Annotated in this window: 24 protein-coding genes and 1 pseudogene; 15 read left to right on the top strand and 10 right to left on the bottom strand. The window is 42.0% G+C overall.

The genetic code is table 11. The features are described 5' to 3' along the window. Window positions 1-57: 57 nt before the first annotated feature. Entirely contained in the window at window positions 58-906 is an 849-nt protein-coding gene (locus tag DMO16_RS06850) for a mechanosensitive ion channel family protein (protein ID WP_129476190.1), read from the bottom strand. Between the two features lie 243 nt (window positions 907-1,149). Between DMO16_RS06850 and DMO16_RS06845 the strand changes: the two genes are divergently transcribed. After that, window positions 1,150-1,698, top strand: a complete 549-nt coding sequence (locus tag DMO16_RS06845; RefSeq protein ID WP_129476188.1) for a peroxiredoxin — start codon at window positions 1,150-1,152, stop codon at window positions 1,696-1,698. A gap of 164 nt (window positions 1,699-1,862) precedes the next feature. Continuing rightward, window positions 1,863-2,522: a potassium channel family protein gene (locus tag DMO16_RS06840; RefSeq protein ID WP_061971558.1), complete on the top strand. Its 660-nt coding sequence runs from the start codon at window positions 1,863-1,865 to the stop codon at window positions 2,520-2,522. A 52-nt stretch (window positions 2,523-2,574) separates the two neighbouring features. Here DMO16_RS06840 and rnjA read toward each other — a convergent pair whose 3' ends face one another. The 3 genes from rnjA to def form a co-directional block, all read right to left on the bottom strand. Further along, entirely contained in the window at window positions 2,575-4,245 is a 1,671-nt protein-coding gene (gene rnjA, locus DMO16_RS06835) for a ribonuclease J1 (RefSeq protein ID WP_129476185.1), read from the bottom strand. Between the two features lie 3 nt (window positions 4,246-4,248). Further along, on the bottom strand, window positions 4,249-4,458 hold the full coding sequence (locus DMO16_RS06830; RefSeq protein ID WP_129476182.1) for a DNA-dependent RNA polymerase subunit epsilon: 210 nt from the start codon (window positions 4,456-4,458) through the stop codon (window positions 4,249-4,251). Between the two features lie 342 nt (window positions 4,459-4,800). Then, window positions 4,801-5,355: a peptide deformylase gene (gene def, locus DMO16_RS06825; protein WP_129476179.1), complete on the bottom strand. Its 555-nt coding sequence runs from the start codon at window positions 5,353-5,355 to the stop codon at window positions 4,801-4,803. A 531-nt stretch (window positions 5,356-5,886) separates the two neighbouring features. On the opposite strand from def, the gene pdhA reads away from it, so the two are divergent. From pdhA to lpdA, 4 genes are all read left to right on the top strand, one after another. Then, window positions 5,887-6,966, top strand: coding sequence for a pyruvate dehydrogenase (acetyl-transferring) E1 component subunit alpha (gene pdhA / locus DMO16_RS06820; protein ID WP_061969136.1), 1,080 nt, complete (start codon window positions 5,887-5,889; stop codon window positions 6,964-6,966). A 1-nt stretch (window position 6,967) separates the two neighbouring features. Beyond that, window positions 6,968-7,945: an alpha-ketoacid dehydrogenase subunit beta gene (locus DMO16_RS06815; protein ID WP_061969138.1), complete on the top strand. Its 978-nt coding sequence runs from the start codon at window positions 6,968-6,970 to the stop codon at window positions 7,943-7,945. Between the two features lie 100 nt (window positions 7,946-8,045). After that, complete coding sequence (locus tag DMO16_RS06810) at window positions 8,046-9,344, top strand: dihydrolipoamide acetyltransferase family protein (RefSeq protein WP_061969140.1); 1,299 nt, start codon at window positions 8,046-8,048, stop codon at window positions 9,342-9,344. Between the two features lie 4 nt (window positions 9,345-9,348). Continuing rightward, the gene (lpdA, locus tag DMO16_RS06805; protein ID WP_129476176.1) at window positions 9,349-10,761 is read left to right on the top strand and encodes a dihydrolipoyl dehydrogenase; all 1,413 of its coding nucleotides are present in this window, start codon (window positions 9,349-9,351) and stop codon (window positions 10,759-10,761) included. A gap of 408 nt (window positions 10,762-11,169) precedes the next feature. Here the strand turns inward: lpdA and DMO16_RS06800 are convergent. Both DMO16_RS06800 and DMO16_RS06795 read right to left on the bottom strand, forming a co-directional pair. Continuing rightward, window positions 11,170-11,460 (bottom strand): annotated as a pseudogene (locus DMO16_RS06800) (BCCT family transporter); the annotation flags it as partial. Window positions 11,461-11,622: 162 nt separating this feature from the next. Continuing rightward, on the bottom strand, window positions 11,623-12,036 hold the full coding sequence (locus DMO16_RS06795; RefSeq protein ID WP_129476171.1) for a DUF1885 family protein: 414 nt from the start codon (window positions 12,034-12,036) through the stop codon (window positions 11,623-11,625). Between the two features lie 217 nt (window positions 12,037-12,253). Between DMO16_RS06795 and DMO16_RS06790 the strand changes: the two genes are divergently transcribed. Then, window positions 12,254-12,553 (top strand): DUF3055 domain-containing protein, encoded by a 300-nt coding sequence (locus DMO16_RS06790; RefSeq protein ID WP_061969151.1) that lies wholly within the window; start codon window positions 12,254-12,256, stop codon window positions 12,551-12,553. 91 nt (window positions 12,554-12,644) lie between these two features. Further along, a complete protein-coding gene (locus DMO16_RS06785) occupies window positions 12,645-12,785 on the top strand; it encodes a GapA-binding peptide SR1P (RefSeq protein WP_425590020.1) in 141 nt (46 codons plus the stop codon). A gap of 81 nt (window positions 12,786-12,866) precedes the next feature. On the opposite strand, the gene DMO16_RS06780 is transcribed toward DMO16_RS06785, so the two are convergent. Then, entirely contained in the window at window positions 12,867-14,345 is a 1,479-nt protein-coding gene (locus tag DMO16_RS06780; RefSeq protein ID WP_061969153.1) for an aminotransferase class I/II-fold pyridoxal phosphate-dependent enzyme, read from the bottom strand. A gap of 137 nt (window positions 14,346-14,482) precedes the next feature. On the opposite strand from DMO16_RS06780, the gene DMO16_RS06775 reads away from it, so the two are divergent. After that, a complete protein-coding gene (locus tag DMO16_RS06775) occupies window positions 14,483-15,451 on the top strand; it encodes an NAD(P)H-dependent flavin oxidoreductase (protein WP_129476167.1) in 969 nt (322 codons plus the stop codon). Window positions 15,452-15,540: 89 nt separating this feature from the next. On the opposite strand, the gene DMO16_RS06770 is transcribed toward DMO16_RS06775, so the two are convergent. After that, a complete protein-coding gene (locus DMO16_RS06770) occupies window positions 15,541-16,179 on the bottom strand; it encodes a YktB family protein (RefSeq protein ID WP_061969157.1) in 639 nt (212 codons plus the stop codon). A 203-nt stretch (window positions 16,180-16,382) separates the two neighbouring features. Here DMO16_RS06770 and DMO16_RS06765 point away from each other — a divergent pair, with 203 nt between their 5' ends. The 3 genes from DMO16_RS06765 (at window position 16,383) to DMO16_RS06755 (ending at window position 18,017) form a co-directional block, all read left to right on the top strand. Beyond that, window positions 16,383-16,571 (top strand): hypothetical protein, encoded by a 189-nt coding sequence (locus DMO16_RS06765; protein ID WP_061969159.1) that lies wholly within the window; start codon window positions 16,383-16,385, stop codon window positions 16,569-16,571. Window positions 16,572-16,738: 167 nt separating this feature from the next. Continuing rightward, window positions 16,739-17,554 carry an inositol monophosphatase family protein gene (locus tag DMO16_RS06760; RefSeq protein WP_129476164.1) on the top strand — a complete coding sequence of 272 codons (816 nt, stop codon included), beginning with the start codon at window positions 16,739-16,741 and terminating at the stop codon, window positions 17,552-17,554. After that, window positions 17,544-18,017 carry a GNAT family N-acetyltransferase gene (locus DMO16_RS06755; protein WP_129476161.1) on the top strand — a complete coding sequence of 158 codons (474 nt, stop codon included), beginning with the start codon at window positions 17,544-17,546 and terminating at the stop codon, window positions 18,015-18,017. Before DMO16_RS06760 ends, DMO16_RS06755 begins: the two co-directional genes overlap by 11 nt. Here DMO16_RS06755 and DMO16_RS06750 read toward each other — a convergent pair. Further along, entirely contained in the window at window positions 18,014-18,202 is a 189-nt protein-coding gene (locus DMO16_RS06750) for a DUF5325 family protein (protein WP_061969164.1), read from the bottom strand. The genes DMO16_RS06755 and DMO16_RS06750 overlap by 4 nt on opposite strands. A gap of 185 nt (window positions 18,203-18,387) precedes the next feature. On the opposite strand from DMO16_RS06750, the gene typA reads away from it, so the two are divergent. Genes typA through DMO16_RS06735 form a run of 3 tightly spaced genes read left to right on the top strand, consistent with a single transcriptional unit; the run spans window position 18,388 to window position 20,868 of the window. Beyond that, the gene (typA, locus tag DMO16_RS06745; RefSeq protein WP_129476158.1) at window positions 18,388-20,226 is read left to right on the top strand and encodes a translational GTPase TypA; all 1,839 of its coding nucleotides are present in this window, start codon (window positions 18,388-18,390) and stop codon (window positions 20,224-20,226) included. A 43-nt stretch (window positions 20,227-20,269) separates the two neighbouring features. Next, entirely contained in the window at window positions 20,270-20,587 is a 318-nt protein-coding gene (locus DMO16_RS06740; RefSeq protein ID WP_061971561.1) for a YlaH-like family protein, read from the top strand. 11 nt (window positions 20,588-20,598) lie between these two features. Beyond that, window positions 20,599-20,868: a hypothetical protein gene (locus DMO16_RS06735; RefSeq protein WP_061969168.1), complete on the top strand. Its 270-nt coding sequence runs from the start codon at window positions 20,599-20,601 to the stop codon at window positions 20,866-20,868. A gap of 188 nt (window positions 20,869-21,056) precedes the next feature. Here DMO16_RS06735 and DMO16_RS06730 read toward each other — a convergent pair whose 3' ends face one another. Beyond that, window positions 21,057-21,257 (bottom strand): YlaI family protein, encoded by a 201-nt coding sequence (locus tag DMO16_RS06730; protein WP_061969171.1) that lies wholly within the window; start codon window positions 21,255-21,257, stop codon window positions 21,057-21,059. Between the last annotated feature and the right edge of the window lie 186 nt (window positions 21,258-21,443).

Below are 21,443 nucleotides of genomic sequence, written 5' to 3'. Positions count from 1 at the left end.
CAAACCTCCTTTATATGGGATTCTATATCATGAATACCCTTTGATCCCTTTTAATAATCATTCGGTACCAGGCTCGCCGGCTTTATCTTCTTCCGGAGAAGGCAACTGAATACCTGCTTCATTAAACTTCTGATGAAGGCGGTCTTTGATTTTTTGCTCCATGCTCCATTGCTTGAGGTTTTCGGTTCTTGCAAGAATGCGCAATACAGTTAGGCCAGTTTCTTCCTCGATCACTGGAAGAACATTCGGCCCTTCAAGGATGGCGGGCTCCTCCTGCTGGAGTACAAGACTTTCTTCTTTAATAATTCTCAATGCTTTTTCAACCTGGGGTGTGGTGGGGATTTTAAAATCAACGAGAGCCCTCATATTGCCTCTGGAATGGTTGCTTACACTTGTGATTAACCGGTTCGGTATATAATGAAGCGTACCGTCAAAGCCTCTTACTTTGGTTGTTCTCAATTCTACATCCTCTACGATCCCGTTAAATACGCCGGTTGTGATGTAGTCACCAACATCAATTTGTTTTTCCAGGAGAATAAAGAACCCTGTAACAATATCACTGACAAGTCCCTGTGCTCCGAAGCCGATAGCAAGTCCAACGATCCCCGCGCCTGCAAGCAGCCCTCGGATATCAATGTTGAACAGACCAAAAACGGCGACAAAAGCCATAAAGATTAAGGCATATGTATAAATGCTGATAACCAGTGTCTCCAAAGTTCTTGCCCTGAAATTGGACATGCTTTTTCGATGCATCATTCGTTCAAAGGCTGTTCGGATGATTTTCTTTCCAATATTGCGGATGACTATATAAATAATATAGATTGCAATGAGTTTTAGCACTAAAATTCCGGCGCTGATCAAAATAGCTCCCCAGTCCACCTCAGTAAATTTTCTGTAATCTGGCATTAATACTTGCTCCTCCTTCTGTTGTTAACATGTTTAGTATGCATAACAGTATAACCGAGTAAACGGCGCAATCCAATTATTTCACTTCTTTTGATTAACTTGTTATGATATGGGGGAAAGTAAAAATGGTTGTCATTTATAAGGCCCTTATTTAAATTAATTATTATTTAACATTGACTAAAAAGTAAGGGTGCATTATAATAATAGTGAAGCAATAACTTAATTAGTTGGAGGGATTTTAACATGGCAGAACGCATGGTAGCAAAACAAGCTCCGCGCTTTGAAATGGACGCTGTAATGCCAAACAAAGAATTTGGCAAAGTAAGTCTTGAAGAAAACATGAAGAATGATAAATGGACAGTACTATTCTTCTATCCAATGGACTTCACATTCGTATGTCCTACTGAAATCACTTCTTTGAGCGATCGTTTTGACGAGTTCGAAGATTTGGATGCAGAAGTAATTGGTGTTTCAACAGACACTATTCATACGCACAAAGCGTGGATCAATACTCCACGTGATTCAAATGGTCTTGGTGATGTTAACTATGCACTTGCTGCAGACACAAATCATGTTGTAGCACGTGACTATGGCGTATTGATTGAAGAAGAAGGCGTTGCCCTTCGTGGACTGTTCATTATTTCTCCTGAAGGCGAATTAATGTATGCAGTAGTTAACCACAACAATATCGGCCGTGATGTGGACGAGACATTGCGTGTACTTCAAGCACTTCAAACTGGCGGACTTTGCCCGGCAAACTGGAAACCAGGACAAGAAACACTTAACGTGTAAGACCTGTTTCATAAGGAAATGGCCAAGATTTATCTTGGCCATTTTTTTTTGTTTATTCTCAATGCATTGAGAATGGTAGTTTTGTGAAGAGGGGACAATGTGATATGCTAAATAAAAAATAGTACATGTGATATGCTGGAGGAATTAATGTGGCAAAACGACAGGTGAAACGGCAATATGCGGTAATAGGGCTAGGCCGGTTTGGTGGAGGGGTTGTCCGGGCATTGGTTGAGCAGGGGATGGAAGTGCTCGGGATCGATATGGATGAAGACCGGGTAAATGAGTATTCTTCAATCGCTACTCATGCCGTGGTGGCGGACTCAACGGATGAAGGGGTACTCAAGAGTTTGGGAGTTCGAAACTTTGAGCATGTCATTGTAGCGATCGGGGAGAATCTTCAATCCAGTATCTTGACCACGCTCATTCTTAAAGACATGGGTATTGATAAAATTACGGTGAAGGCCCAGAATGATTATCATGAACGGGTATTATTAAAAATTGGTGCGGACCGCATTATTCATCCTGAACGTGATATGGGTATACGAATTGCCCATCAGGTGGTTTCAAAAAGTGTTCTTGACTATCTGGAATTATCGGATGAGTACAGTATCGTCGAAATGGTGGCCGGAAGCAAAATAGAAGGAAAATCCCTGTTAGAAATGGATATTCGGGCAAAGTACGGCTGCAATGTGGTCGCTATCAAAAGAGACCATGAAGTCATTGTTTCACCGCATGCCAACCAGCCTGTTCAGGAAGGCGATGTTTTGATTGTCATTGGTGCAGAAAAGGATATCAACCGGCTCGAAGATAATTTGATGGCATGATCAATCGATCAAAAAAAGCATGAGAGGAATTTTCCTCTCATGCTTTTATTCATTAGATTTCCATAATAATCGGTAGGATCATCGGACGCCTTCTCGTTTTTTCGTAAAGAAATGGTGAAAGGACATCGGTGATTTCATTTTTAATTTCAGACCATTGTCTTGTTCGTTTTTCTTCCATAAGACCATTCAGGTGCTGTTTCAAAAGGTTTTGTGCATCATTGATCAAATCGCCGGATTCTCTCATGTAGACGAACCCTCTGGAAATAATATCAGGACCAGCTTCAATTTTAAATTCTTTCATATTGAGGCTGACAACAACAACAACTAAACCTTCTTCGGAAAGAATCTTACGGTCTCTGAGAACAATGTTTCCGATATCTCCAATACCGCTTCCGTCTACATAAACAGATCCAGAAGGGATCTTTCCTGCGACGGATGCTTCATTGCTGGATAAGGCCAAAACCTCACCATTATCCATCGTAAAGCAATTCTCAGGCAGAACGTCACAAGACGTGGCATGATTAATGTGCGTCTTTAACATTCTGTATTCTCCGTGAATCGGAAGGAAATACTTCGGCTTCATTAATCGGAGCATCAGCTTCTGTTCCTGTTGGCCCCCATGACCGGAGGTATGGATATCATTGAGGGATCCATGAATCACCTCAGCGCCTGCACGGAACAGCTGGTTGATCGTCTTGTTTACGCTTAATGCATTTCCTGGGATTGGAGATGAAGAAAATACGACCGTATCCCCAGGGATAATTTGAATTTGACGGTGGGTCCCGTTAGCAATTCTGGAAAGTGCGGCCATCGGCTCTCCCTGGCTTCCTGTACACAGAATCGTGACTTGGTTATCTGGCAGCCTGTTAATTTGAGAAGACTCGATAAAGGTGCCTTTTGGAGCCTTTATAAATCCAAGTTCCTGCCCGATGGTAATGGCGGAATCCATGCTCCGGCCAAAGACAGCGATCTTTCTGTTATTTTGTACAGAAGCTTCCACTACCTGCTGCAGGCGGTAGATGTTAGAAGCAAACGTAGCGAAAATCACCCGGCCGTTCACTTTTCGGAAAATATCATTGATGCTGTCACCCACGCGGCGTTCGGACATTGTAAAGCCCGGAACTTCAGCATTGGTGCTGTCGGAAAGAAGGCACAAAACACCCTCTTTTCCGATCTCGGCCATTTTTGTTAAATCTGCCGGTTCGCCGACCGGGGTAAAATCAAACTTGAAGTCGCCGGTATGTACAATATTCCCGGGAGGTGTCTTCACAACAATTCCGAACGATTCCGGTATGCTGTGAGTGGTTCGGAAAAACGAAACGGATGTTTTTCTGAATTTAATTACCTGGTCCTCGGTAATTTCATATAATTTTGCCCGTCTTAGCAAACCATGTTCTTCAAGTTTATTTTTAATTAGTGCAATGGCAAGCTTTCCGCCATAAATCGGAATATTAACCTGACGAAGCAGGTAGGGAATTCCTCCGATGTGGTCTTCATGGCCGTGGGTAATAAATAGCCCTTTGATCTTGTCTTCATTTTTCACCAGGTACGTATAATCCGGGATCACATAGTCAATGCCAAGCAGCTCGTCCTCCGGAAATTTAATTCCTGCGTCGATGAGGATGATTTCGTCTTGAAATTGAATACCGTACGTATTCTTTCCTATCTCACCCATGCCGCCGAGGGCAAAGACTGCAGTTTGATGGTTTTTAACAAATTTCATAAATTATCTTTTCTCCACTTCAAAAGAGTCTGATTGTTGCTCATATTCTAGGAATTTCCCTTTAATCTCCTGAACAAACTCAATATTAAAATTTGAACTCGCAAGACTTTTTCGTACTTCCTCAATGGAGGTTGACTCCATAAATAGAGATTTAGTGTTCTCCCGAATAGGTACCTCATTTTTGTTTTCTTGATAATAAACTTTAAAAATCATTTTTTCGTCTCCTTACCGTGCTAGTATTAACAATATCTTCGTTCTATTATAAATGAAATAAGCATGTTTTTCATGTTTTTTTCATTATCGGCACGATGACAGGCGGAAATACAGGGAATTTTATCGATGATCGAAAGCAAAATGCGCGTTTTTTTTGGATTAAGGTAAGGATATTCATCAATGAGTTTTTTTAATCTGTTGATGATTCGTCGTTTCCTTTTCATGTGGTCATAACCGTCCTTTTTTTATAATTGGTTATAGTATGCCACCTGTTTTTTTCAGATTGCGAGGAAAATAGTGGAATAGACAAAAAAATCCCTGTCACATGGACAGGGATTTTCTTTATGCTCGGTTGAGGATTACAGTGGAAGGGGGTGTAAAAGGATTCTCTTTATTAATGCGGTCATAGAACATAATGCCGTCAAGATGGTCAATCTCATGTTGAAACACAATGGCGGGCATGCCTTTTAATTTTAAATCGACTTGTTCGCCTTTTATTGTAGTTCCCCTGACGGTAACTTTCGCGTAGCGCGGAACGTACCCGGGAACATCTCGGTCAACTGAAAGGCAGCCTTCGCCACCTTCGAGATAGGTGACTTTAACGGAGTGGCTGACAATTTTTGGATTGAAAAGAGCATAACTGTATGATTCACCTTGATCATCCTGGGTATGGACTGCGATGATCCGTTTGGGAATTCCGATCTGTGGGCATGCGAGACCTACTCCAGGCCGAAGGTTGTATTTTTGTGCCAGCTCGGGATTTTGACTGTTTTTTAAGAACTCAAGCATTTCTTTCGCAATTTGAATATCCTCTTGCTGAGGAGGAAGTTCAACGTTTGTTGCCCTCTCGCGAAGAATGGGGTTGCCTTCTCGGACAATATCTTTCATGGTTAGCATAGGTTTTCCTCCCGTTATGGTGATTTCTCTTATTCATATGACAATCGCTTTTTCTGTATTCTACCATATTTATGAGTCCGAAACGCTAGAAAAACGAGGTGAGATCGCTCATTTCCTGAAAAAAACCTGTTTTGAAACAGATGAATACAGGTAGTGATACAGCGCTTTGTGATAAAGGTGCAACAGCAATAGTCCAGGGAAAAATAATTCAATAACTTATTGATATTAAACAATTGACGGTCAATATACGAAGGTGTAAACTAATGATGTGTTTAAGATGATTGTATTACTCTATATTCAAAAAATAGTAATACAGTTTATGAAAGCCCTTATATAAAGGAAGGGTGTACAAGCTTAATGTTTACCCTGGGTTAAATAGGGAAACAGCAATAATGATTTGTGCATCGGGACCCTTCAAGGCTTTTTTATAAACCATGTCATGTATACGGTAAATTTTGGGCAATCTAATAGATGCGCCTATTACATACATGGCGGATAACATTGGTGTAAGGAAGGAAGAGGTGAAGGTTAATGAGTTTGATTGAACAGGTTGAAAAACAATTTGAAACCTTTCAAATCTTAACAGAAGACGGGAAAGTAGTTAATGAATCTGCTATGCCTGAACTTTCAGATGAAGAATTACAGGAATTAATGACACGTATGGTATATACGCGCATTTGGGACCAAAGAGCAATCTCCCTAAACCGTCAGGGACGGTTAGGATTTTATGCGCCGGTTGCAGGTCAAGAGGCTTCCATGCTTGGATCTCAATATGCGCTGGATAAAGAAGACTGGATTCTTCCAGGATATCGTGATATCCCGCAAATCGTGTTCCACGGACTGCCGTTATATCAAGCTTTTCTATATTCCCGTGGACATTTCGGAGGCGGTCAAATTCCGGAAGGCGTAAATGTTCTTATGCCGCAAATCATCATCGGTGCACAAATTGTTCAAGCAGCTGGTGTCGGTGTCGGACTTAAGAAAAAAGGCAAAAAGAATGTTGCTATTACTTACACAGGTGATGGCGGAGCTTCCCAGGGTGACTTCTATGAAGGTTTGAACTTTGCCGGAGCATATAATGCACAGACGATTTTTGTTGTGCAAAATAACCGTTTCGCGATCTCTGTTCCAGTAGAAAAGCAGTCCGCAGCAAAAACAATTGCTCAAAAAGCGGTTGCAGCAGGTATCGAAGGAATCCAAGTGGATGGAATGGACGTACTCGCTGTTTATTCTGCAGTCAAGCAGGCACGTGAACGCGCATTGAACGGAGACGGTCCAACATTAATCGAAACTCTTACTTACCGTTATGGTCCGCATACTATGGCTGGAGACGATCCTACACGGTACCGTACAGAAGACCTTGACAGTGAATGGACGAAGAAAGATCCTCTTGTTCGTTTCCGCACCTTCCTTGAAGGAAAAGGACTTTGGTCTGAAGAGCAAGAGAATAAAGTAATTGATCAGGCGAAGGATGATATTAAAGCTGCGATCAAAAAAGCCGATGCAGCTCCAAAACAGAAAGTAACTGATCTAATCGGCTTTATGTTCGAAGAGCTTCCTCACAATCTTAAAGAGCAACTTGAAGAATACAAAGCAAAGGAGTCGAAATAATATGGCTCAAATGACCATGATTCAAGCAATCACAGATGCAATGCGCACTGAATTGAAAAACAACGAAAATGTTGTTGTATTCGGTGAGGATGTTGGTCAAAACGGCGGAGTTTTCCGTGCGACAGAAGGCCTTCAATCCGAGTTTGGCGAAGATCGTGTATTCGATACTCCGCTTGCAGAGTCCGGAATCGGCGGTCTGGCGATCGGACTTGGACTAACTGGTTTCCGCCCAGTTATGGAAATTCAGTTTTTCGGTTTTGTTTTTGAGGTAATGGATTCCGTGGTGGCTCAGGCTGCACGTATGCGTTACCGTTCTGGAGGAGTGTACCACTCTCCAATCACGATCCGTTCACCATTTGGCGGCGGCGTAAAAACTCCTGAGCTTCATGCGGACAACCTAGAAGGTCTTGTGGCTCAGGCTCCTGGTATTAAGGTCGTTATTCCTTCTACACCATACGATGCTAAAGGGTTGTTAATTTCTGCAATCCGTGACAATGATCCGGTTGTATACCTTGAGCACATGAAATTGTACCGTTCCTTCCGTGGCGAAGTTCCGGAAGAAGAATATACAATTGAAATCGGAAAAGCTGATGTAAAACGTGAAGGAAAAGATGTTTCCATCATCACTTACGGTGCAATGGTTCACTCTTCTCTAAAGGCAGCAGAAGAGCTTGAAAAAGAAGGAATCTCCGCTGAAGTGGTTGACCTTCGTACAGTTAGCCCTCTTGACATTGATACAATCATTGCTTCAGTTGAGAAAACAGGACGTGCCATTGTTGTTCAAGAAGCACAGAAACAAGCAGGTGTAGGTGCGACTGTTGTTGCTGAAATCAATGACCGTGCCATCCTAAGCCTTGAAGCTCCTGTACTTCGTGTCGCTGCTCCTGATACGGTATTCCCGTTTGCAGCAGCAGAGGACGTTTGGCTTCCTGATTATAAGGATATCGTTGAAAAGGCGAAGACAGTTTATAACTTCTAATGCTAAACAACAGGTCTGAAAAAGAAATCTTTCTGATTTCTTTTTCCGCTTTTTATCCCAATAAAGCATGATTAATTTTTTACTATAGGAGGCGTTGTTAGTGGCATTTGAATTTAAGCTTCCCGATATCGGTGAAGGTATCCACGAAGGCGAAATTGTTAAATGGTTTGTAAAAGCAGGAGATGAAGTCAAGGAAGACGATATTCTTCTTGAAGTACAAAATGATAAAGCAGTAGTTGAAATTCCTTCTCCAGTAGATGGAAAAATTCTTGAAGTAAAAGTAGACGAAGGAACAGTATCTGTTGTTGGTGACGTGCTTGTAACCATCGAATCCGACAGTGCGCCTGAATCTGAAGAAACAGAAGAAGCACCAGAACAGCCTAAAGCAGACGAAGAGCAAAAACCTGCTGCTGCTGAGCCTGAGCAAAAAACTGAAGCGGCAAAAACAGAACCTTCTGCTGATGAGCTTGTGGATGAAAACAAGCGTGTAATCGCTATGCCTTCTGTTCGTAAATATGCACGTGAAAAAGGCGTAGATATCCGCAAAGTTTCCGGTTCTGGAGACAATGGCCGTGTTATGAAAGAAGACATCGAGAAATTCCTGAGCGGTGATACAACTAGTCAAGATCAGGAAGCTGTAACGGCTCCTGCTGAAGCGCCTGCTGCGAAAGAAGCACCAAAAGCAATTCCTGCGGGCCAAAACGAAACACGTGAAAAAATTAAAGGTGTACGTAAAATCATTGCCAAAGCGATGGTGAACTCCAAGCACACAGCTCCTCATGTGACATTAATGGATGAAATCGATGTAACTGAGCTTGTGGCACACCGTAAGAAGTTTAAGCAGGTTGCAGCTGATAAAGGAATCAAGCTTACTTACCTTCCATATGTTGTAAAAGCATTGGTTTCTGCTGCTCGGGAATTCCCGGCAATTAATGCATCCATTGATGATGCCAATGAAGAAATCGTTTGGAAGAACTATTACAACATTGGAATCGCTGCTGATACAGACAACGGTCTAATGGTTCCTGTCGTAAAAGATGCTGACCGTAAATCCATCTTTAAAATTTCTGCGGAAATCAACGAGCTTGCTGTTAAAGCGCGTGACGGAAAACTTTCTGCTGATGAGATGAAAGGCGGATCTGTAACGATCTCCAACATTGGTTCAGCAGGCGGACAATGGTTTACTCCGGTAATCAATCATCCGGAAGTTGCCATCCTTGGAATTGGCCGCATTGCAGAAAAAGCAGTGGTGAAAAACGGGGAAATTGTCGTAGCACCTGTTCTTGCGTTATCATTAAGCTTTGACCACCGTTTGATCGATGGTGTAACGGCTCAAAATGCAATGAATCATATTAAGCGTTTATTGAACGATCCACAACTACTAGTAATGGAGGCGTAGAGAAATGGTTGTAGGTGATTTTCCGATTGAATTAGACACACTCGTAATTGGTTCCGGCCCTGGGGGATATGTGGCTGGAATCCGTGCTGCACAGCTTGGCCAAAAGGTTGCTGTTGCAGAAAAAGGTGAAATGGGCGGCGTATGCTTGAACGTTGGATGTATTCCTTCAAAAGCTTTGATCAATGCTGGACACCGTGTAGAACATGCTAAGCATTCCGATGATATGGGAATTTCAGCAGAGAACGTAACTGTTGATTTTGGCAAGGTTCAAGAATGGAAATCCGGTATTGTGAAAAAGTTGACTTCTGGAGTTCAAGGTTTGCTTAAAGGGAATAAAGCGGAAATCATTCGCGGGGAAGCTTACTTCGTTAACGAAAACACAGTACGCATCATGGATGAAAAATCATCTCAAACATATACTTTCAAAAATTGCATCATTGCAACAGGTTCCCGTCCGATTGAAATTCCTGGATTTAAATGGAGTGACCGTGTTATTTCCTCAACAGGAGCACTTGCTCTTCAGGAAGTTCCTAAAAAGATGGTAGTAATCGGCGGTGGATACATTGGTATGGAGCTTGGAACTGCATTTGCAAACTTTGGCACTGAAATAACAGTGCTTGAAGGAAGCAAACAAATCCTTCCTGGCTTCGAAAAGCAAATGAGCCAAGTGGTTTCCAAACGTCTGAAGAAAAAAGGCAATGTAGAAGTGTTTACACAAGCTCTTGCCAAAGGCGTTGAAGAAACTAAAGATGGAGTTACAGTAACGGCTGAAATCAAAGGTGAAACAAAAACCTTTGAAGCAGATTATGTATTGGTTACTGTGGGACGCCGTCCAAACACTGAAGAACTCGGTCTTGAACAAGTGGGAATTGAAATGACTGAGCGTGGATTGATCAAGATTGATAAGCAATGCCAAACAAATGTTAAAGGCATTTATGCAATCGGTGATATCGTTGAAGGACCTGCTCTTGCTCATAAGGCTTCTTATGAAGGAAAGATTGCGGCTGAGGCGATCAGCGGCCATCCTTCTGAAATCGACTATCTTGCCATTCCAGCTGTAGTATTTACAGATCCTGAATTGGCTACTGTCGGTTATGATGAAAAGAGCGCAAAAGAAGCTGGATTTGAAGTGAAAGCTTCCAAGTTCCCATTTGCTGCAAATGGACGTGCTCTTTCCATGAACGAAACTGACGGTTTCATGAAACTGATCACTCGTGCTGAAGATGGTTTACTTCTTGGTGCTCAAATCGCAGGTGGTAACGCCTCTGATATGATCGCTGAACTTGGACTTGCGATTGAAGCTGGAATGACAGCTGAAGACATTGCAATGACCATCCATGCTCACCCAACATTCGGTGAGATTTCCATGGAGGCAGCGGAAGTTGCTCTTGGTTCTCCAATTCACATCGTTAAATAATAGTTATTATCGAAAAAACCTTCCTGCTGGGAAGGTTTTTTTGTTGCATTATTTACATGAAAAAAGCGGTTCTGGGGAACCAGGAGCCGCTATTTATCCTATTTTATGGGTTGACTGCCACCATGAAGCATAAAGTAGGAAAGGGGGATGCCTATGAGAACCTTTAGCTTATTGACGCTGCTTCATGTACTTTTATGGGCAGGTTATTTTACAGTCATTGAACTTTCTCAAAACGACAGGTCTTTTTTTGAAGTGATGTTGTTTTTCATGTTTTTGTACTTTTCCTATTTGGTATCTGTAAGGGTGTGTCAGTCAACATTTTCTGCTTTAAAAAGTACGTTATGTTCATCCGTTTTATTTCTTTTAACAAAGTTGACAATGCTGTCTTTACCTTTTTTACTCTGATTTTCATATGCTGGCGAGTTCTTCACGCAATGTTTTTACCATTGAGAACATCATTGCAATAAGGATAAAGGCAAAGGGGAAGGCAGTGATAATTGCAGCGGTCTGAAGTCCCTGTAGTTCTCCTGACCAGAGAAGAACAGCAGCTGTGGCTGCCTGAACGATTCCCCACACTAATTTGATTTTATTTGGCGGATAAAGGCTGCCGTTGAACGTCTGCTTGCCAAGAACAAATGTTGCTGAGTCCGCAGATGTAATAAAGAATGTGGCAATTAACAGAATTGCAACCACCGATAATGTTTCACACCTTTACTAAAGAAATTTTTTTTTTTAGTTTCAGGTCCATTCGTAGTATTGCCTTCATCCCCCAAGTTAATAGGATATCGAACATAAAAAAAGAAGTCTAACCAAAAGGTAGGACTCCGCCCATTAAAATTACACCTATGATGTTAACCCGTTTTATTTTCTTTTATAGTAGTACATAATCCTTCCATTAAATAAATGAAGCTCGGCATCCAGATGCTTAGCCAGGAACTTGCAGAATTCATTTGCTTTTCCTTTATCACCATGGGTAAATCCTTCAGGAAGGGTAACTTGAATATAGGGGATGGATCCTGCTTCATTATCTACCCCAACCATAATGTATTTAAACCGCATTTTATCATTGCTGTTTAAATAAAACCATTGGCCTTTTGCATGGCTCTTCTCTTCAATGGTGTAGGGAAAAGCTGATTCCCCGTATTGCCAACCCAGCTGGGAACCGGTTTTGCTGGTGATGTCCTTGTAATAATGGAAGAGATCCTTTACTTCATCGATTGAAATGGTTTGTTGCTTTGAAGCCGGCACTAACTTAATATAAGCATTTTCCTGCAAGGTGAATCCCCGCTTTCTTTAAAATCATCCATTATATAATACACCAACAAGTTTATCATTATTTAAAATATTTTGACAATAAATGTTTATGAGTGGAGTCAGAGGGGAAAAAGATATAAATTGTAAGATGTTATAAAACACATTTCAGCGAATATAGTTGTGATATATTGCAAGCATAGCAGCCCGTTTTACGAATGAATTTAAAGGAGGGGTTACTGTGGAAATTTTTGAAAAGCTATACGATGAACAAGAAAATGTGGGGGTCAGGTTCGTTGGTTTTACAACGGAGGATGTTCGTTATGATTTTGGAATTGTTCACACGAATATGTTTTTCGGAAAGCCGCTGGTTATCTGTATGCAGACAGGGCGATCTGCGCTTTTAGATGCCAATGACTTGCAAAATTATGAGTACTTGCAACGGGTATTCCAAATTCATTCTTTAAAAGAAGTGAAAGATTTGTCCTTATTTTTTGAAGAGTCGGTTCCCCACATACCTGCTTCTGAACAATATGATTAATTATCCTAATTAAATAAATGTGACACACTAATTAATGGTTGACAAAATCAATGTGACATAATATTATGGAGATAAGAATAAAAGCGCTTACATGAAAAGGAGATGTTTTAAGATGGGAGAAATCATTTGCCAAACATGTGACAACACTATTGAACATTTTGAAGATGAAAAAGTAACGAAGTTATATTCCAATAAATGCCCGAACTGCTCAAGCACAAACGAAAAAAAATAGGGAAGATAGAGGACCCGGCATACTAAAAGCCGGGTCCTTTGATATTGAAAAACGCCTGGAAGTTTATCCAGGCGTCTGTTCTTAACGGATTGCGATATGCTCTTTAATGACTTTGATCATTTTCAAATCCGGATCTTCAGGTCCTTGAACTGGAAGACCAGCTTCAATCGTTTCTTTAACATAATTCAGGTTCTCTTGAGTAATAATTTCTCCTGGAATGAAAATCGGAATACCAGGAGGATACACCATCAGAAACTCCGCAATGATTCTTCCGGCGGATTCTTCAAATGGAATACTTTCCGTATCGGCATAAAACGCATCGCGCGGTGACAAAGCAAGAACCGGAATATCCGGAACGTGTACCGGGAGTGGCTGAACCGGCTTGCCGCCAGGATTTTTTCCGAAGTGCTCAGCCATTTTTTTTAATGCATGAACAAGGACCATAATATTTTTTTCGTGGTCTGCGGTAGTAATCAAACAGAGGATATTATACAGATCGGAAAGCTCTACTTCGATGTTATTTTCCTCGCGGAGCCATACTTCTGCATCGTAACCTGTGATGCCAAGATCTTTTACTGAAATCAGCAGTTTTGTAGGATCAAGATCATAGGTTGCTTCTTTTCCCAGTATTTCCTCACCCACGCAGTACAGCAGGGGAATCTGGTTGATCTTCTCTCTTGCCTCATTGGCTAATTTAATGGTTTTTTCAATGATGCTGTATCCTTCAGTAGCAAGACGCTTGCGGGCTGTATCGAGTGATGCCAGCAGAATATAAGAAGTGGATGTGGTGGTTAGCATACTTAAAATGGTTTGCACGCGTTTTGCTGAAACAAGCCCTTCTTTTATATTCAGTATTGAACTACCGGTCAAGGATCCGCCCAATTTATGAACAGAGGTCGCGGCCATGTCTGCTCCAGCCTGCATGGCTGACAGAGGCATTTTATCATGGAAATGAATGAGTACGCCATGAGCTTCATCCACGAGAACTGGAACATGATAGCTATGGGCAATGTCCACAATCTCGCTTAGGTTGGCTGAAATGCCATAATACGTTGGATTAATGACAAGAACCGCTTTGGCATCCTGGTTTTGCTCGAGCGCCTTTTTCACGCTCTGAGGTGTAATGCCATGAGAGATCCCCAAATCCCGGTCAATTTCCGGATGAATGAAAACAGGGGTGGCTCCGGAAAAGACGATCGCCGTCATGATGGATTTATGCACATTGCGCGGGACAATAATTTTATCTCCCGGCGAAACAACGGACATAATCATGGTCATAATGGCGCCGCTTGTCCCCTGGACAGAAAAAAACGTGTGATCTGCTCCGAATGCCTGGGCGGCAAGATCCTGCGCCTTTTTAATCATCCCTTTGGGCTGATGAAGGTCATCAAGTGGTGCAATATTAATCAAATCAATCGATAATGCGTTTTCGCCGATAAAATCCCTGAACTCAGGATCCATTCCCTGGCCTTTCTTATGACCGGGAATATGGAATTGGTAAGGGTTACGTTTGGCATGTTCTTTCAAGCCGGTAAATAAAGGGGTTTCATGTTGTGACAATTCAGACACCTCATCTATAATGAACTTAATTCGTTTCTTTGTATATTTGTACATAGTAAAACAAAAGACAGTATATCAGATTCTAACAGTTTTGTATGCAAAGAAAACCAAAAAAGAAGGATAGGGGAGAAAAGAGGATGAATACGAGAATTACGAAAATGCTGGGCACACGATATCCAATTGTACAAGGAGGCTTGGCCTATCTTGCTTATTCAAGACTAGCTTCTGCGGTATCGAATGCCGGCGGCCTCGGTCAAATCACCGCCATGTCGCTTGAAACTCCGATTCATTTAAAAGAAGAAATCAGAAAAACAAAAGAAATGACGCCGTTTCCGTTCGGGGTGAATTTTGCCATCGGACAGCACGGCCGCCCCTACGAGCATATGGTGGAAGCGGCGGTTGAAGAAAGTGTCCCGGTTATCAGTATGACAGGTGGAAACCCTGCGGGAATTTTTCGGATGCTTGAAGGAATACCCGTCAAAAAACTCGTTCTGGTGGCGTCGGCCAGGCAGGCTATAAAAGCAGAACAGCTTGGTGCGGATGCAGTAATGGCAGTTGGCCAAGAAGGAGGAGGGCATATTGGCAGAGACGATATAGGAACGATGGTCCTCATACCGCAAATTGTCGATGCTGTGTCCATTCCGGTTATTGCATCAGGAGGAATCGGGGATGGCAGAGGATTGATGGCAGCGTTGGCTCTTGGAGCGGAAGGCATTGAAATGGGTACAAGGTTTATTGCCACAAAGGAATGTGAGCACGCCCATCCATCTTATAAAGAGGCACTTGTTAAAGGCCTAGAAACGGATACGGCCGTTATAAAACGAACACTCGGGGCTCCTGGAAGGGCTGTCGCCAACAGTTGGACCAATCTCATTCTCTCACGGGAGGAAGAGGGTGCGGCGTATGAAGACTTGAAAGGCCTGATTAGTGGAGAGCGGAATAAAAGTTATATCTATGAAGGAAAAGCAGATGAAGGATTTGGGTGGGCCGGCCAGGTGATGGGAAGAATTCATGATGTTCCTTCGGTCGGGGAACTGATGGACCGCATTATTGATGAGGCAATCGAAATACGCAGTAAATGGGCTAAGGTGGGATTGGAAAAATAAAAAACAATCTACCCAAACCTTTTTTTTAGCCAACAATATAATGGTGGTAAGAAGAGGAGAAACCTTCTCCCCTTCTTGCCTAATCAAACTTATTCGGAATATATCTTCTTTTTCAGCTCATACAGGGGCATAAGGGTTTGAAAAACAGAATCCGCTTTATGTATAAACGTATCTCCATCCATCTGTATGGCTTCCTCTTTTGGAATATGTATTCCACACAGAAGTTCAGCTTTTTTTACATTTGCCAAGGAATTGATAAAATCAGAAAGTTTGCCGTTTTTCACATCGAGGTGTGGAAGGGCATCTGGCTTCATGTGATCTTGCGACCAGACAAAGTTATCAGGGATATTCTTATTGATTGAATCCAGCTCTTCTTTTAATAACGCTGCAAATTCTTTTTTTACGGGAGATTCGTAAATGACAGCAAACCAGATGAAAATATGGGTTTCAAAAAGCCCGATCTGAAAATGAGGAAGCTTTTTATAGCCGCGGTTGCTGCTTGAGAATGCCACCCATGTATCATTGGGAGGATTGACGGTTCTGCGGGCATGTTTGGCCACATGATAAAACATTTCTTCTCCAGTGGATGATGAAAGTTCCGCAGCAAAATGTTTTCCCAACTCCTCCAATTTCGGTCTGACCTGTTCGATCAGTTTCTCCATTCTCGCCTCTAGGCCATCAATGGCAAATACAGAAAAATCTTTCTCGTTAAATCCATCAAATTGCATTGTCTTTCCTCCTGCTAAAAAACGTAATTGTCGTTCAGGTTAGTAGTTTACCACAGTTCGCAATATATGCTACTTTTATAATATTTTATGAAAAAAAGAGAATAAGGTTGCATTAAGCCAAAGTCAATCATATGATAGAAGACAATATCCAAAATCAGAATATTTAGTATTCTTACAAAAGAGAGAAAGGATGTGTAAAGTGTATGAAACAAGTCATTCAAACCCTAAAACGAACGGATGCAGAACGCAGAATCCCTGTATTAAAACTTGAAATCGACTATGAATTGTCCACCCTTTTCGATGCGCTGCAAAATAAAAACACAAAACAAATCAATGAGTCGAAGCGCAAGCTGGAGAAATTACGTCAAGAGCTAGTGAGACTAGAGGCATGATCACAACTGACACAGGGTAAAAAAAACGAACCTGATCTTATGCAGGGTCGTTTTTTTTGGTGTAAGGGGGGAACCTTCTTTTTTCAATAAGCGTTGTATGGTTATGTTGGGGGTAAATAGTGGTAACATATAGTAAAGGAAACACGAGACAAGGAGTGGATATAAAAATGGAAAGCGCAAAGCTCACGGAACTTTATGAGACGGCAAAAAGCTGGGTGTTTGAAGCTGGTGAAGTCATTAAACGTTCGTTTTCAGACGAATTGAACATTACATACAAATCACATGCTGCGGATCTTGTGACGGATATGGATAAGGGAATTGAACAGTTTTTTATTGATAAAATCAAAAATAAATACCCGGATCATGAAATTTTGGGTGAAGAGGGATATGGAGACAAGGTTAAAAACCTTGATGGCACAGTATGGATCATTGATCCGATTGATGGTACAACGAATTTTGTTCACCAGCAATTGAACTTTGCCATTTCGGTCGGCGTGTTTCATGACGGAGAAGAAAAGCTGGCTTTCATTTATGATGTGGTTCGCAATGAGCTGTTTCACTGCAAGGCTGGGGAAGGTCTGTATCTCAATGAAGAAAAATTGCCGAGGCTGGAAGATACCACACTCGATAAGTCGGTAATTGGCCTGAATGCAACATGGATTACACCGAACCCGAAAATTGACCATCAGCTTCTTTTGCCTCTGGTGAGAAAGTCACGAGGAACACGATCGTATGGCACAGCAGCCATCGAGCTTGCATATGTGGCATGCGGACGCCTGGATGCGTATGTGACATTGAGACTGTCGCCTTGGGATTTTGCTGCTGGCTATATTTTAATTAAAGAAGCTGGCGGGATTATCTCGGACGTGAATGGGAGTGCAGTCAATGTACTTGATAAAACAAGCATTTTCGCAGCAAAGCCTTCATTGCATCAGGAAATCCTTGGACTCATTTCACCAGGAACAAGCGCCAATGGACAGTAGACTGTTTGTAACAGAAGATCTTCCTTTTTTAAAGAAAATGATTCTCTCCTCTCCGCGCTGGCTGGAGGAGGAAGGGCTGACAGGTAACGAAAGTGAAGCTGAGCTTGAAACCTATATGAAAACGTACGATAAGACGGGTGGAGAATGGCTGATCTGGAGTATACACGGACAAAAAATAGGAGCAACGTATCTTGTATACGCTGCTCCTTCTAATGGAAAGCCATGGCTTGGTACCATACTTGTTGACCCGGAACAGAGAAATCAGGGTCAAGCCAGGGAAATTGTGGCTGATTGCTGCAGAAAAGTGGAAACCCTCAGTTCTGTTCTTTTTTCTGCCGCACCTGTCTTAAACCAGGATTGGATCCTATTTTTAAACAGGAACGGTTTTGAGCAAATAGGTCTGGAAAAAGATGAAAAAGGAAAAGAATATATAAAGTTCGCTAAAGCTGTTTCCCTGGCTTAAGCATTATTGTTTCTTTCTCTGAACTTCTTTTTCAAAGAAAAGCCAAAGCCCATTAGGAAGAAGACAGCGACAATGGCAATAATGGCGATGAGCCAGCTGTGTTGTCCTATGGCAACACCGATAAGCGCAATACTGAACGTCGTTAATACGGCGATCACTAAAAAAATGATATTTTCAGCTTTCATGATAAACCCTCCAATCTTCCGCATTATAAGTATAGTGTAACTAATTTTTCAAAAAAGAAAAAGATTGTTGTACTTTGTGGTATAATAGTAAAGTTGAAAACCAATAACCAAATTGAGAAAAAATATCCAGACTGGTACTGGGAATTTTATAAATAAAAAGATAGGATTTTTAAGGAGAGATTACTTTGGATTTAAGAACAGACATTAAGAACATCGCGATTATCGCGCACGTTGACCATGGGAAAACAACACTCGTGGACCAAATGCTTCATCAGTCAGGAACATTCCGTTCGAATGAACATGTAAATGAACGGGCTATGGACTCCAATGATATTGAGAAAGAACGCGGGATTACCATCCTGGCTAAAAATACAGCCATCAATTATGAAGGTACACGAATCAATATCATGGATACACCAGGACACGCCGATTTCGGTGGAGAAGTTGAACGTATTATGAAAATGGTGGATGGTGTGCTTTTAGTGGTTGATGCCTATGAAGGATGCATGCCGCAAACCCGCTTTGTTTTGAAAAAAGCGCTTGAGCAAAAACTTACTCCTATTGTTGTCGTGAATAAAATTGACCGTGAATTTGCACGTCCTGAAGAAGTGGTTGATGAAGTGATCGACTTGTTTATCGAGCTGGGTGCTGACGAAGACCAGCTGGAATTCCCGGTTGTGTATGCTTCAGCCATTAACGGTACCGCAAGCAATGACCCTGGTCAGCAGGATGAAAACATGAAAGCTCTCTTTGATTCCATCATTGAGAACATCCCTTCTCCAGTGGATAACAGTGCTGAACCGCTACAATTCCAAGTTGCACTGCTGGATTATAATGATTACCTTGGTCGTATTGGAATCGGCCGCGTATTTAGAGGAACCATGCATGTCGGCCAGTCGGTATCACTTATGAAGCTGGATGGATCGCTGAAAAAATTCCGTGTAACCAAAATATTTGGTTTCCTAGGGCTAAAGCGTGTTGAAATTCAGGAAGCCAAAGCGGGCGACCTTGTTGCTGTTTCGGGAATGGAAGAAATCAATGTCGGAGAAACCGTTTGTCCCGAAGGCCAGGAGGAGGCACTTCCGGTTCTTCGTATTGATGAGCCTACATTGAAAATGACGTTCTTGGTGAACAACTCCCCATTTGCTGGACGTGAAGGGAAATATGTAACAGCTCGAAAAATTGAAGAACGTCTTCGTTCCCAGTTGGAAACTGATGTATCTTTACGTGTGGATAACACAGATTCCCCGGATGCATGGATTGTCTCCGGACGTGGTGAATTGCACCTTTCTATCCTGATTGAAAATATGAGACGTGAAGGCTATGAACTTCAAGTTTCAAAGCCGGAAGTTATCGTACGAATGATTGATGGTGTTCAGTCTGAACCGGTAGAACGTGTACAAATTGATGTGCCTGAAGAATACACCGGAGCGGTTATGGAATCCCTGGGTGCACGAAAAGGCGAAATGTTAAATATGATCAATAACGGATCCGGTCAAGTAAGACTTGAATTTATGGTTCCAGCTCGTGGATTGATTGGTTATTCAACAGAGTTCCTTTCTCAAACCCGTGGATACGGAATCCTGAACCATACATTCGACAGCTACCAGCCGATTCACCAGGGACAGGTTGGAGGACGCCGACAGGGTGTTCTTGTATCAATGGAACATGGTAAAGCAAGCCAGTACGGCATTCTTAATGTGGAGGACCGCGGAACGATCTTCGTGGAACCGGGAACTGAGGTTTATGAAGGAATGATCGTCGGGGAACACACTCGTGAAAATGATATTACGGTTAACATTACAAAAGTGAAACAAATGACCAACATGCGTTCTGCCAACAAAGACCAAACCGTCAGTATGAAAAAACCGCGTGTTATGTCCCTTGAAGAATCACTGGAATACCTGAACGAAGATGAATACTGTGAGGTAACACCGGAGAGCATCCGTCTTCGTAAAAAAATCCTTGATAAAAATGAACGTGAACGAATGGCCAAGAAGAATAAACTAGCCAGTCAAAACTAATGATGTGCCGGGTGGGGTGTAAGTGATGAATGATAAAAAAGTCATGTCTGCGACGGGTGAAGATTCTTCACCCATCGCTCTTCTCTTAGGAATCAATGAACATCCAGTAGCAGGATTCTTTTTGTTATATTTGGTGATCACACTCTTGACGATTCTCGTCTATAAGCTTGGGTTTGCAAAAAAGCTTCCTCCATTAAAGTCAGCAATCATATATGTTCTGTTGGTTCTTGGATGTTTTCCGCTTACGTTTTTTGGAATCGGACTTCCGGTTGCCGAAGGGCTGTTATGTGCAGCAGCGGTGCTTATCATCTATAAAATCCGTCTGCATCAAAGCAAACGAAACAAAGCTGAAAACCTTTAAGGAGAAAAATAATGACCTTACAGGACGCGCTTTACAACTGGCTGAGTATTAAAAAAGTGTCAGAAGAACGACCTGAAGATCAAGCTGCAAAAGATACCCTTCAGTTTTTTGATGAGATTTTGCGTGAAGATCACCATGTGTCAAACCCTTCAGTTAATCTGCAGGAAGAGAATTATGAGGTGGGATACATGATTGAAACCACCCACTTCAAAACGTCATTCCCCCGTGACTACATTGATGCTTTATGGGAATCCATTGAGGCAGAACCCAAATATAATTAAATGAAAAAACGCCCTGATCATGGAAAACGATCCATGTCAGGGCGTTTTTACTTTGAGCTCTTTTTTCAAACCTGGCCTGTTGCTTGTAGGGAAAGGGGCGAACCTCCTGAAACGGAAATCAATCACTTCCAGGAGCAAGCAGCACACAGCCCGAAAGAAAGCCGGCCCACAGGCCGGCAGCAACTGATTTACCATTCATTTTCTTTGGCAGGTGTCCGGTACAAAAGAAAATTTCCGGTCGAGATTCTTTTATTGGTTTTATCAGTAATCCGTTCCTCACACTTTTCACACATAAAGGTATGGATCGGCCGATTTCTCAGCCGCTTTGCCAGTGAGGATTGATCTTCAATGGATTGAATCGTATCACACAATACACATTTTACGCGCATAATTAAATCACCTCTATTTTTTGGTGCTGTTATTATTATAGCAAATAATGGGCGCTAAGCACCAATAATTCTCTGAATGGTCCGAAAACAAGGGTTACCAAATGCTATCGTTTCTTTTTCCTGTAATTTCCCTTGATTTCTTCTAACTTTATCACTGTGTTCATACATTAGACTATAGTCCGTCCG

The organism is Fictibacillus sp. S7 (assembly GCF_004127935.1).
Lineage (GTDB): Bacteria > Bacillota > Bacilli > Bacillales > Fictibacillaceae > Fictibacillus_C > Fictibacillus_C enclensis.
This window is presented reverse-complemented; position numbering and strand designations above follow the sequence as displayed.